This window comes from Streptomyces sp. NPDC006140, assembly GCF_040628815.1.
Lineage (GTDB): Bacteria > Actinomycetota > Actinomycetes > Streptomycetales > Streptomycetaceae > Streptomyces.
In genome coordinates this window covers 295338-308355 of the sequence record NZ_JBEXTS010000011.1, presented here as the reverse complement: position 1 = coordinate 308355, position 13018 = coordinate 295338, and the positions used below count along the sequence as shown (strand labels likewise).

General features: G+C 74.4%; 7 protein-coding genes. 1 reads left to right on the top strand and 6 read right to left on the bottom strand.

What is annotated here, in order from left to right; genetic code table 11:
- Positions 1-73: 73 nt before the first annotated feature.
- The 5 genes from ABZ386_RS27825 to ABZ386_RS27805 all read right to left on the bottom strand — a co-directional run bounded on the left by ABZ386_RS27825 (position 74) and on the right by ABZ386_RS27805 (position 9888).
- Positions 74-1840 carry a serine/threonine-protein kinase gene (locus tag ABZ386_RS27825; protein ID WP_358966285.1) on the bottom strand — a complete coding sequence of 589 codons (1767 nt, stop codon included), beginning with the start codon at positions 1838-1840 and terminating at the stop codon, positions 74-76.
- Between the two features lie 88 nt (positions 1841-1928).
- Positions 1929-3107, bottom strand: a complete 1179-nt coding sequence (locus ABZ386_RS27820; protein ID WP_356671392.1) for a serine/threonine-protein kinase — start codon at positions 3105-3107, stop codon at positions 1929-1931.
- A gap of 92 nt (positions 3108-3199) precedes the next feature.
- Entirely contained in the window at positions 3200-4909 is a 1710-nt protein-coding gene (locus ABZ386_RS27815) for a serine/threonine-protein kinase (protein ID WP_356501427.1), read from the bottom strand.
- Between the two features lie 167 nt (positions 4910-5076).
- Positions 5077-7647, bottom strand: coding sequence for a protein kinase (locus ABZ386_RS27810; RefSeq protein WP_358966281.1), 2571 nt, complete (start codon positions 7645-7647; stop codon positions 5077-5079).
- A 153-nt stretch (positions 7648-7800) separates the two neighbouring features.
- On the bottom strand, positions 7801-9888 hold the full coding sequence (locus ABZ386_RS27805; RefSeq protein ID WP_358966278.1) for a serine/threonine-protein kinase: 2088 nt from the start codon (positions 9886-9888) through the stop codon (positions 7801-7803).
- Between the two features lie 170 nt (positions 9889-10058).
- On the opposite strand from ABZ386_RS27805, the gene ABZ386_RS27800 reads away from it, so the two are divergent.
- The gene (locus tag ABZ386_RS27800) at positions 10059-11102 is read left to right on the top strand and encodes a serine hydrolase domain-containing protein (protein ID WP_355722282.1); all 1044 of its coding nucleotides are present in this window, start codon (positions 10059-10061) and stop codon (positions 11100-11102) included.
- Between the two features lie 78 nt (positions 11103-11180).
- Here ABZ386_RS27800 and ABZ386_RS27795 read toward each other — a convergent pair whose 3' ends face one another.
- Positions 11181-12887, bottom strand: coding sequence for a glycerol-3-phosphate dehydrogenase/oxidase (locus ABZ386_RS27795; RefSeq protein ID WP_114254826.1), 1707 nt, complete (start codon positions 12885-12887; stop codon positions 11181-11183).
- Positions 12888-13018 lie beyond the last annotated feature (131 nt).

The following is a 13018-nucleotide window of genomic DNA, read 5'->3' as shown; positions in this document are numbered from 1 at the left end:
CACACACGACGCCAGTGGCTGCTGGCAACAAACGTGCTGATCAGGGCGTGGGGCGGTGGCGGGCCGACGTGATTCAGCCTTCCACGATTCCCAGCCGGTCCCGGGCGCCCTGGAACAGCGAGGTGCCCTCCTTCTCCTCCGGTGTGCCCCTGGGCATGTCGACGCGCAGTTCGTACATGCGGTCGTCGTCGGTGCGGACCATGACCTGCATGACCCGCCGGGGGGCCTCGTCCAGGTGGTAGGTGGTGTCGGCGATGGCGGCGTCGTAGGCCTGGACGCTGGTGCGGGTGTACCGCGTGCGGGCCTGTTCCCCCCAGGTGGCGTGCGCCTTGCGGGCCTCGTCCATCGGGGACCCCGGGGCCCTGTCCCACAGGAGGAGGCGGACCTGGACGCTGCCGCCCCGCGCATCGCCGTAGAGGGCCATGCGGGGCTGGTCGGTGGCACTGCCGGCTTCGGCGAGCCGGCGGTAGTCGGCCGGGAGGTGGAGCACGGCCGACAGATCCGGCTCGCGGTGCGCGGTCCAGGTGCCGCCGGGGCCGGGGGCGGTGGGGGCCGGCGTGGCGCCGACGGGGTGGTCGGTGGTCCCCGCGCTGCTGGTGTCGGCGAGCTGGGTGGCGGCCCCGATGCCGCCGACGAGCAGCGCGCCCAGGAGGGCGAGGGGGCCGGGGCGGAGGAGGTGGTGCTTCGGTGTGTCGTGGTCGACGGGCACAGACGGTGTGTCGTGTGCGGCGGGCGTAGACGGCGTGTCCTGCGTGACGGGCGCTGACAGCGTGTCGTGGTCGACGGGCACAGATGGCGTGTCGTGCTCGACGGCCTCCGGCGGTGCGGCCGTTCCGCCGCCGGGCCGTAGCGTGCCGGCGTCCTCCGACGACTCCGGCATCTCCTCTATCTCCTCGGCCTCCTGGCCAAGCTCCCGCACCGGCTCCCTCTCCGGCCCCCGCCCGGCCACCGCCTCCAGTTCCTTCGCGACTTCCTCGGCGTCCGGCCGCTGTTCGGGGTCCCGGGCCAGCAGCCGTACGATCAGCGGCCCGAGCGGTCCGGCCCGCTCCGGTTCGGGCGGCTCGGCGGCGAGGATCGCGGCGAGCGTGGCCTCCGGCGTGGTCCGGCGGAACGGGGACGCGCCCGCCACGGCGGCGTACAGCAGGACGCCCAGGGACCAGAGGTCGGAGGCGGGCCCGGCGATACGGCCGGACATCCGCTCGGGAGCGACGAACTCCAGCGAGCCGACCGACTCCCCACCGGCCGTGAGGGAGTCCTCGCCCCGCACATGGGCGATGCCGAAGTCGGTGAGGACGACCCGGTCGGTGCCGGTCTCCAGCAGCACGTTGGCGGGCTTGACGTCCCGGTGCACGATGCCGACGGAGTGCGCGGCGCGCAGGGCACCGAGGACCGCGAGGCCGATCCGGGCGGCTTCGGGCACGTCGACCGGACCGCGCCGGAGCGTCTCGCGCAGGGACTCGCCCCGGACCAGCTCCATGACGATCCAGGGCAGCCCGTCGAGCGCCTCGGCCGCGTCGAGTTCGTCGGGGCCCGAGGGCCGCGGGCGGTCGTCCGGCTGCTCCGCCTCGACGACCACGTCGTGGATGGTGACGGCCGCGGGATGGTCGACGCGGGCGGCGGCGCGGGCCTCGCGGTGGAGCCGGTGGGCGGCCCGCCGGTGGCTCTCGTCCTCCGGCTCGCCGGGCAAGTGGGGCTGTTTGACGGCGACTTCGCGCTGGACGAGTTCGTCGCGGGCCCGCCAGACGGTGCCCATCCCGCCGGAGCCGATGCGCTCGATCAGCCGGTACCGTCCGCCGACCAGCCGGCCCTGGGCGCCCGTCCCGCCCCCGTCGTTACTCATGCCCCATCAGTACCCTGCGAGACGGGGGATTGTCGACGCGAGTCGGTTCCGGGCGCCGGCAAGTCGTCCCCGGGCAGCTGACGGTGCGTCACCGGTGCGCGGAGGTGCTGGGGGACGCCGACCGGGTCGCGGGCGTCTCGGGTGCCGAACTCGTCGGTGTGGGGCCGCCGTCCCCGTCGCCCTCCCCCCTGAGCAGCGCCGCCGCGGACACCCCCGCCCCGGCCATCGCGGCGACCAGCAGCGCGGCCACCAGCACCCGCCGCGTGGGCTGCCGGAGGAACGACTCCTCCCGTTGGCCGCCCGGGGCGGGCCCGTCCGCCGCCGGCCCGGGCGGTTGCCGGTCCGCGATGTCCTGCGGCGGTGCGAGGCGCCGCCCGCGCGGGGCGTCGTCCCGCACCGTCGGCGCATACCCGGGCGGCGGCGCCTGCGGCGTACGGCCCGTGTCGCGGAAGGCCCGCAGCATCCGCTCCGCCCGGTCCGCGTCCAGCCGCCGGTCCGGATCGCGTTCCAGCAGACCCCGTACGACGGGCAGGAGCGGCCCGGCCTGCGCGGGCGGCTGGATGTCGCCGACCACGACCGCGTGCAGGATGCCGCCCAGCGAGTCGCGGTGGAACGGCGACTCCCCGCTCAGGGCCGCGCACAGCAGCGCGCCCAGCGACCACAGGTCGGACTCGGGCCCGGTCCGGGCCCCGGACATCCGCTCGGGCGCGGTGTACTCGGGCGAGCCGACGAAGGAGCCGTTCTCGGTGAGCGTGGGGGCGCCCTGCACCTGGGCGATGCCGAAGTCGGTGAGGACGACCCGGTCGGTGCCGGTCTCCAGCAGCACGTTGTCCGGTTTGAGGTCGCGGTGCAGCACCCCGGACGCGTGGGCGGCCCGCAGCGCGCCGAGCAGGGCGATGCCGATGCGCGCGGCCTCGGCGGCGTCGACCGGGCCGCTGGTGGCGAGCCGGTCGGCGAGCGAACCGCCCTCGATCAGCTCCATGACGATGTAGGGGCGATCCTCGTGCTCGACGACGTCGTGGACGACGATGATGTGCGGATGGCTCAGCTGGGCGACCGCCCGGGCCTCGCGCAGCGTACGGTCCCGCTGCCGGCGCGCCTCGGCCGCCGAGAGCGTCTCGTCGTAGGGGAGTTCCTTGACGGCCACGCCCCGGCCGAGCAGTTGGTCGGTCGCCCGCCAGACCACGCCCATGCCCCCGCGCCCGAGCCTCTCCTCGAGCCGGTAACGGCCCGCGATGACACGCATGTTGTGCCCCTCGGTCCCCATACGGCCATCATGCCCCACCGGACCGGACCGCTCCGGGGCGGCGACCTGCGGGTGGCCGAAACAGACAGCCCCGGGTCAGAGACCCCGCCCTCTCAGGAGGTCTTCTCCTGCCAGCCCTGCAGCACCGAGGTGAACTGCTTGCGCGCCTTCGCCCAGTCCGACGCCGGCGCGGACATGTAGAGCGCGTACTCGGTGCCGTCGCGGGCGATGTACGTCTCCTCGATGGCGCGGCGCGGCCCGGGGAACTTGCTGTCCTTCGCCTGCGCGGTCCAGGTGTACTCCCACAGGGCGCCTTCCCGGTCCCGGTAGATGTTGCGCTTCAGCGTGAGGCGCTTGTAGTGGACCAGGTCCTTGAGCTGCTCCTCCAGGTCGAGCTGGTGGGCGTAGGGGTCGCCGAAGTCCGGGGAGGTGTCGACGGCGATCCGGACGAAGTGCCGGCCGTCGTCGGGCGTGTAGTCGATCTGCCTGAGCTCGCCCTGCGGGCCGTAGAGCTGGCGCTTCCAGCCCTGGGGCAGGTAGAGGCTGAAACCGGCGGGGTCGTCGCGGCGGGTCCAGCCGGCGGGCACCGATCCGCCGGGCTGTTCCTTGGTCCGGGAAGCGGTCGAGCCGGACGCGGTGCCCGGCGTCTGCCGGCCCTCGTCCCACTGCTGCAGTGCCACGGCCGTGCCTCCGCCGATGATCGCCGCGAGCGCCACGACGAGGGCGAGCGTGCGCAGCCGGCGGCGCCGTCCCGGACCGGCGGGCTGCGGTCCGGTCGCCGTCGGACCGACCGTGGCGGGACGGCCCGCCGGCGTGCCTGCCGTGGGCGTCCCCGTCGTCGGTGCCCCGGCCGTCGGCGTTCCGGCGGTCGGGGTGCCGGCCAGCGGGGGGAGCGGGGTGCGGGTGTGGGACGCCGAGGGGGAGCCGGCCGGGCCCGTGCCGCTGTGGGCCTCCTGGTACGGCGTCCCTCCGTACTGCGTCGGGGCATACGCCTGCGCCCCGCTCGGCGGTCGTCCCTCCGCCGCCTCGGCCAGCATCCGCTCGGCCTCGGACGCGTCGGGCCGGCTCGCGGGGTCCTTGCGGAGCAGGGCGGTGATGACGGGCGCGAGCGGACCGGCGTGCCGGAGTTCGGCGGCCTCCTCCTCGACCACCGCCTGCATGGTGGTCAGCGGGGTGGTGCGGCGGAACGGGGACCGGCCCTCCACCGCCGTGTAGAGCGTCGCGCCGAGCGCCCACAGGTCGGAGGACGGGCCCGGGTCGTGGCCGCGCACGCGCTCGGGGGCCAGGTAGTCGACCGAGCCGACGACCTCCCCGGTCCGGGTGATGGTGGTGTCGCCCTCGATCTGGGCGATGCCGAAGTCGGTGAGCAGAACCCGTCCGTCGCGGCCGAGCAGGACGTTGCCCGGCTTGACGTCGCGGTGCAGGACGCCGGCGGTGTGCGCGGCACGCAGCGCCCGCAGCACCCAGAGGCCGACGCGCGCCGCCTCGCGCGGCTCGACGCGCCCCTCCTCCTTGACCGCGTCGGCCAGCGAGCGGCCCTCGACCAGCTCCATCACGATCCACGGGCGGCCGTCGTGCTCCAGCACGTCGTGCACGGTGACGACCGCGGTGTGGCTGATCCGCGCGGCCGCCCTGGCCTCGGCCCGGGTGCGGGCCAGCAGGATCGCCTGCTCACTCTCGGAGACGTAGAGGGCGGCCGTCAACTCCTTGATGGCCACCGACCGGTGCAGCACTTCGTCATGTGCACGCCATACCCGGCCCATGCCGCCACTGCCGATGGACTCGGCCAGCCGGTAGCGGCCCGCCACGAGCAGGCCCTGCATCTGATTCACGTTGCCCCGCAATGGTCTTGACAGGGTCAGCGTAAGGACCCGTGCTTTCCCAGGGAACAAGCGGGGTGCCACGGTGACCGCACTGTGACGGTTGTCGCCATCCGGGACGGGAGGGAAAGGTGAGGTGAACGCCGACGCACGGCAGGCGCCTCAGGGGATCATTTCGTCGCCCGGTACGTCGCCGCCGCCTGCTCGTACAGCCGCGTCACCTCGTCCCGCTCGGCCTCCGGGCCGCGCACCTGGACCACGTGGTACCGCCCGTCGACCAGCATCGCGAGGTTGCGCACATACAGCTCGCCGCCGTCCTCGCCGGTCCAGGTGAACTGCCCCTCGGCCATGGTCCGGCCGCCCACCTCGATCGTCTTCAGGCCCGTGGAGGTGGCCCAGCTGGAGTCCCGGTACGGCTGCAACTCGCGCTCCCGCTCCCGCTGGTAGGCCATCGGGTCACTGCCGTACTCCGACGCGCTGTCCCGGCCCGGTACGACGATGAGCCGGAAGTCGCCCTTCGCGTAGACGACCTGGCCGTCGCCGTTCCCCGGGGTGCGGTCCCAGCCCTTGGCCACGGCGACCTGGAAGCCGGCCGGGTCCTTGCGCAGCGTGAAGCCGTCACCGATGTCGGGGCCGGTGGTCTGGGTCTCGCCGGCACCGGCCGACGTCGACGGGCTCTTCCCGGGCGCGGGCGAGGTCTGGTCGGGCCGCGGCTCGCTGCTGGCGTCCGGCTCGGGCGCCTGGCTGACCTCGCCGGCGGCACCGGTGCGGTCCGCGCCCTCCGCGCCGTCGGTGTCCGACTTGGGCATGAAGAGCATGGCGTAGGCGATCGCGGCGGCCATCGCGAGCAGGACCAACAGGAGCAGGGTGCGGCCGAGGCGGTGCGGCGACCGGGACTCCTTGGCCCGCTTGTGCCGCCCGTGGTGCGCGGGCAGCCCGGCCCGCCGCCGGCGCACCAGCTCACCCCGGCGGCGTACGACGGGCAGCCGGCTGGCGTCGGCGGGCGGGGCCGGGACGACGTGCAGCCCGGCCTCCGGCTCCGGCGCCGAGCGCACCAGGGACCGCAGCCAGCCGCGCAGTTCCTCGAAGTCGAGGCGCTCGGTGGGGTCCTGACGCAGCAGGGACTCCACGACCGGCCGCAGCGGCCCGCACTCCTCCGCGTACGCGGGCGGTTCCGCGCACACCATCTGCACCAGCTCGGCCGTCGACTCCTCCGGGTAGGGCGCGTGGCCCTGCACGGCCCGGAAGAGCAGCGCGCCCAGTGCCCACAGGTCGGTGGCGGGGCCGATCGGCGCGGCCAGCTGCCAGTTCTCGTGGACGGGTCCGGCCTGCTCCGGCGCCCAGCGCTCGGTGACCGGCCCGACGACCGCCATCCGCGCCTGCCGGGCCCGCTCGGCGGCCAGGGCCGTGGCCGGACCGCGCCGGGGGGCGGGGGTGTCGGCGACCAGGTCGTCCCACCGCGTGGCCGCGGAGCCGTCCGGGGCCGGGGGGAGGGCCGCCTGCTCCTGGCCCTGCGCCGGGGGCGCGTCGCCCCGTCCGCCGCGGGGCGTGGCGCCGTGCCAGGCGGTCGTCCGGGGGGTGTCGCCCACGCCGTAGGGGTCGGCTATCCGCCCCGGCGGGGCCGCTTCGGGTGCCGTGCCCTGCCCGGGGATGTACGGCGACCGCGCCGAGCCGTTGCCGTGCGGCGCGGGACCGCTGCCCGGGGCGGGGCGGGCACCGGGCAGCGCCGCCCGGCCGTTCTGCTGCGCCTCCTGGACCCGGGCGGCGGCCCGGGCACCCGCCCGGTAGGCGGCGATCGCCCCGGCGCGCGCGGCCCGCGGGTCGCCACCGTCGTCCTCGCTCCGGCGCGCCGGCACGGCCGGTCCTCCGCCGGTGTCGGCTCCGGCCGTCGGCAGCCCCCTGGACTCCCGCGCCTCTATGGCGGCCCGCCGCGCCGCCTCGGGATCCCCCGAGCCACCGATCCCGCCGGGCCCACTGCCCCCGGCCGGACCTCCGGGGCCGCCGGCCCCGCCCGGGCCTCGCCCGCCGGCCGGACCGCCCCCGCCATGCGTCAGCCCGGCGGAACCACCGGACTGTCCCGGGCCACCGGTCGGGCCCAGCCCCTGCTCGGACTCCTCGAAGGCCGGCGGCGGCACCGGGTCGTACCCGCACAGCGCCTCTTCCGCCGCTCCCACCGCCAGCCCGGTCAGCATCACCCGGCCGTCGTCGCAGACGAGCACCGTCCGCGCGGTGATGTTCCGGTGCACCCAGCCGTGGGCGTGCAGCACCCGCAGCGCCATGAGCACGTCGGAGGCCACCTCGGCCGCCCGGTACGGCGTCAGCGGCTTCTCGGCGAGCAGCGCGGCCAGCGGACGCGCGGCCACCAGCTCACTGACGATCCACAGCGAACCGCCCTCGGCGAACACGTCGAAGACCTGGTCGAGCCGGGGGTGGTCGGGGATGGCCGCTGCGGCCTGCGCGGCCTCGACCGCGCGTCGCACCACCGGATCCGTGGGCCGCCGGGTACCCGGACGCGCGCCGGGCCGCCGCGCGCCCCCGTCGCGTGCCGTGAAGCCGTCGGGCAGCCCCTCCGCGTCGAGGACCTCGGCCTCGACCACTTCGGGCAACGGCACCTGCCTGACCAGGACTTCCTGTCCGCTGTAGGTGTCGAAGGCGCGGGTCTCGGTGAGTTCGTACTCGTCGGACGGCGGCAGCGGCAGGCGGTAGCGGTCGGCGAGTACCCGTCCCGCATAGTCGTCCACGGTGCCTCCCCCGGCAGCCTGGTCGGTCACATCCGTTCGCCCCACGGTCCGTTCCGGCTGCGTACGGTCCGCAAACATTTACGATACGTGCCGCAGGCAACCCGCATCGTGGGGATGCCAGATCTCACTCCCCAAACCCGGGGCGGCCCATGCTCAGGACTTGGGTTCGAAGGTCTTGGTGAGCGTCCGCCACGTCCCCTTGCGCAGCTCGCCGTCCCAGTCGGCGGCCTTCGCCGTGTACATCAGCGCGTACCCCTGCCGGTCGTCGACGACGAACCCACGGTCGATGGTCCGGTACTTCGTGCCGCTCTCGACGTAGGTGAACTCCCAGTCGGCCGTGTTCCAGCCGCGGTAGTCCACCTGCTCTATTCGGATCCTCTTGTACTGGGCGCGCTGCATGTAGCGCTCCTGGTTCTTCCAGTCCGCCACCGGGTCGCCCTTGGGCGTGGACGTCCAGGCGATGAGCAGCTTCTGCCCGTCGGGGCCGGTGAACCGGTCTCCGGCCGCACCCGTGGAGCCGTACTTCCACCCCTTCGGCAGCCCGATCGAGTACCCCTGCTTCCCCTGATGGGTCGACACCTCCGAGGTGCCCCCGCCACCGGAGCCGCCGGATCCCGCCCCGGCGCCGGCACCGGAGGAGCCGCTCGGCGTGCTGTCCGAGGCAGTCCCGGAGGGCACGGGCTGGGTCGCCGCACCGTCCGTACGCGTGTCGTCCTTCTCGTCGCCCTTGGTGTCGGCGCTGCCGGACGCGGTGGCCACGGTCTTGTCGCCGCTCCCGCCGGCCGCTCCCTTCGAGCCGTCGTCGTCCCCGCTGAGCGCTATGGCCAGGACGGTGCCGATCACGGCGAGCACCACGACCACCGCGATGATCATCAGGGTCCGCCGCGGCACCACGTCGGTGAGCGGCGCCCTGGGCACGGGCCGCGGCGGCAGGTCCGGCCGCGGCATCACGGGCCACCCCGAACTCTGCCCCCCGGACGGCGTCTTCGCCCCCTGCGCACCCCGCTCGCCGGCCCCGGCCACCGCACCCGAGGCCGCCGCCGTACCACCCGACTGCGCCCCGGACGCCCCCGCGCCCCCGCTCCGCGCCGCCCTGCCGTCCGGGCGGGAAGAGCCCGGGCCGGAAGAACCCGAACCGGAGGGGCCTGATCCGGAGGAGCGCGAGCCGGCCTCGGACTCGGTGGAGGCGGCGGCCGTTCCCGCCGCGGCCTTGCGCACGGAACGCAGCGCCCCGCGCAACCGCTCCCCGGCCTCCTCGCCCCGCTTGCCCGCGGAACCCCCCGCACCCGCCGAGCCCTTTGTGCCCGACGGCCCGCCCGGCTGCGCCGGCAGCGGCACGACCTTCGTCGCGTCCAGCGGCTCCGCCTCGGACGGCGCGGGCGCGTGGATGACCGCGTTCAGCAACGCCCGGGCGCCCGCGTCGTCGAGCCGCTTGGCCGGGTCCTTGGTGAGCAGCCCGTGGATGACGTCCTTCAGCGGGCCCGCGTTCTTCGGCTCCTCCAGCGGCTCGGTCATCACGGCCGTGAGGGTCGCTATGGCCGACCCCTTGTCGTACGGCGGTGTGCCCTCCACCGCCGCGTACAGCAGACCCCCGAGCGACCACAGGTCGGCCGCCGGGCCTGGCTTGTGCCCGCGCGCCCGCTCCGGGGAGATGTAGGAGGGCGCGCCGACGAGCATGCCGGTCGAGGTGATGGACGGGTCGCCCTCGACCTGGGCGATGCCGAAGTCGGTGAGCACGACCCGGCCGTCCTCGGCGATCAGCACGTTCGACGGCTTCACGTCACGGTGCAGGATGCCCTCGCGGTGCGCGGACCGCAGCACGTCCAGGACGGCGAGCCCGACCTCCGCGGCCCGCTTCGGGTCGAGGAGGCCGTCCTCCCGGATGACCTCGGCGAGCGACTTGCCCTCGACCAGCTCCATCACGATCCAGGGCCGGTCGTCCTCCTGGACCACGTCGAAGACGGTCACCGCGCTGTTGTTGCGGATCCGCGCGATCGCCTTGGCCTCGCGCAGCGTCCGCGTGATCAGCCGCCGCTTCTCGTCCTCGTCGATGTTGCCCGGGAACCGCAGCTCCTTGACGGCGACCGTCCGCCCCAGCGTCTCGTCCTCGGCCCGCCAGACCGTGCCCATGCCGCCGCGGCCGAGCACCTTGCCCAGCCGGTAACGCCCCGCGAGGAGACGCTCCCTGTTGTCCTGACGAGTGTCCTGACGAGATGTGCCCGCCCGCTCCGCCTCCGACATGCGTCCCCTCATACAACCCGCCCTGACAGAGCCTCCATTGTCTCTCACCCGACAAGTGCCCAGCGCCCAGGGGCCCCCTGGCGGACACCGGCCGGCCCGCCCGCCCCCAACCCGGGTGCGGCCCCCCGCGCGCCGCCTTGCATGATGGGCCCCGATCAGGGAGGAGCCTCATGCCGCCGTTTCGGACGCTGCTGGCCCTGCCTGTGTCCGTAGCCCTCCTCGGTCTGCCCCCGGCCGACTCCTCGGCTCTCTCGGCTCCTCCCACGAACTCCGTGCTGCCGCTGCTGGTGACCCGGGGCAGAGCCCCCGCCGCGGCCCTGCTGGCCCGGGAGGGAGCCACCACCCGCTACGCCCACGCCGGGCGGGGAATCGCCCCGTCGGACCACTTCCGGGCGGGCAGCATCACCAAGACGTTCATCGCCACGGTCGTGCTGCAACTGGCCGCCGAGCACCGGCTGTCGCTGTCCGACACCGTGGAGCAGCACCTGCCGGGTCTGGTCCGGGGAGCGGGCAACGACGGCCGCGCGCTGACCTTGCGTTCCCTGCTCACCCACACCAGCGGCCTGTACGACTTCACCGCGGCCACCGACGGAACCGTGCCCGTGACCGCCCGTCAGGCCCTGCGCATCGCACTCACCCACCCTCCGGCCGCACGCGGCCGCTTCTCCTACTCGAACACCAACTACGTCCTGCTCGGCCTGGTCATCGAACAGGTCACCGGCCACTCGTACGCCACCGAGGCCGAGCGCCGCATCATCACTCCGCTGCGTCTGACGGGCACCTCCTTCCCCGGATCCCGCTCCTCGCTGCCTTCTCCGCACGGCCGCGCCTACGCCGCCGACGGCACGGACGTCACCGATCTCGATCCGCGGGTGGCGGGCGCCGCGGGCGAGTTGGTGAGCACGCTCGCCGATCTGGACACCTTCTACGGGGCCCTGCTCGGGGGCCGGCTGCTGCCCCCGCGCTGGCTGCGCGAGATGCTCGACACCCGAGCCGCACACGGCGCGTACGGCATGGGGCTGTTCCCGGAGAAGCTTCCGTGCGGCACCACGGTGTGGGGGCACAACGGGCACATATCCGGCAGCTATGTGCGCGCCGCCGCCGGCGTCGACGGCCGGCGGGTCCTCACCTTCCGCGTGAACACGGACGCGATCGCAGATCCCGGCCTCGAACCCGCGTTGCTCGCGGCCGAGTTCTGCCCCCGCACCTCGTAGAACGACCGGGTCCCGAACGAAGCTCCCGCATCCCGACACCCGTTCGGGTGATATCCGCAGACAGCGCCCCGCAGCCGCTCACAACGGCACGATGTCCGGCGCCCCCAGCCGCGCGGCGTCCGCCGTCAGGTCGTCCGGCTGCCGCTGCGACTCCCGCTCGGCCTCCACCCGCTTCTCGTAGTGCTGGACCTCGCGCTCGATCTGGTCCTCGTCCCAGCCGAGCACCGGCGCCATCAGCTCGGCGGCTTCGCGCGCACTGCGCGTGCCGCGGTCGAAGGTCTCGATCGAGATGCGCGTCCGCCGGGTCAGCACGTCGTCCAGATGCCGCGCCCCCTCGTGCGAGGCCGCGTAGACGATCTCGGCGCGGAGATAGTCGTCGGCCGCGGGCAGCGGCTCGCCCAGCGACGGGTTCTCGGCGATGAGGTCGAGGAGTTCCTCGGCCATCGCCCCGTACCGGTTGAGCAGATGCTCCACGCGCACCACGTGGAGTCCGGTCCGGGCGGCGATCCGGGCCCGCGCGTTCCACAGCGCCCGGTAGCCCTCGGCGCCGAGCAGCGGCACGTCCTCGGTGACGCACTCGGCGACCCGCATGTCCAGCCCGTGCACCGCCGCGTCCACCGCGTCCTTGGCCATGACCCGGTACGTCGTGTACTTGCCGCCCGCCACGACGACGAGCCCGGGCACCGGATGGGCGACGGTGTGCTCGCGCGACAGCTTGCTGGTGGCGTCCGACTCGCCCGCGAGCAAGGGCCGCAGGCCCGCGTACACGCCCTGGACGTCGTCCCTGGTGAGCGGCACCGCGAGCACCGAGTTCACATGCTCCAGCAGGTAGTCGATGTCCGCGCTGGAGGCGGCCGGGTGGGCCTTGTCGAGGTCCCAGTCGGTGTCCGTGGTGCCGACGATCCAGTGCCGGCCCCAGGGGATGACGAACAGCACGGACTTCTCCGTGCGCAGGATGAGCCCGGTCGTGGAGTGGATCCGGTCGCGCGGCACGACCAGGTGGATGCCCTTGGACGCCCGGACGTGGAACTGCCCGCGCTCGCCGACCATGGCCTGCGTGTCGTCCGTCCACACGCCGGTGGCGTTGACGACCTGCTTGGCCCGGATCTCGTACTCGCCGCCGCCCTCGACGTCCTGCACCTTCGCCCCGACGACCCGCTCGCCCTCGCGCAGGAAACCCGTCACCCGCGCGCGGTTGGCGGCCTTGGCGCCGTACGCCACCGCCGTGCGCACCAGGGTCGCCACGTAGCGGGCGTCGTCCATCTGGGCGTCGTAGTACTGCAACGCCCCGACCAGGGCGTCCTTCTTCAAGCAGGGCGCCACCCGCAGGGCGTGATTACGCGTCAGGTGCCGGTGCATCGGCAGCCCCCGGCCGTGCCCGCGGGCCATGGACATGGCGTCGTACATCGCGACGCCCGACCCCGCGTACAGCCGCTCCCAGCCCTTGTGCTGCAACGGGTACAGGAACGGCACCGGCTTCACCAGATGGGGGGCGAGCCGCTCCAGCAGCAGGCCGCGCTCCTTCAGGGCCTCGCGGACGAGCGCGAAGTCGAGCATCTCCAGATAGCGCAGGCCGCCGTGGATGAGCTTGCTGGACCGGCTGGAGGTGCCGGACGCCCAGTCCCGCGCCTCGACCAGGCCCGTGGACAGGCCCCTGGTCACGGCGTCGAGCGCGGTGCCCGCACCGACCACGCCCGCGCCCACGACCAGCACGTCCAGCTCGCGCTCGGCCATCGCTGCGAGTGACTCGGCGCGCTGCGCCGGTCCGAGTGTCGCTGTCCTCACCGCTGCCTCCCGCTCATCGGTCGCGCCGACCGCACCCGTCGGGCGCAGCCCCGTCCGTATCCCCCTGCCCAAATTCTGACCGGGTTGCCCGACTTCAGCCACCACGGGCCCTCAGCCTGTGGACAACGGTC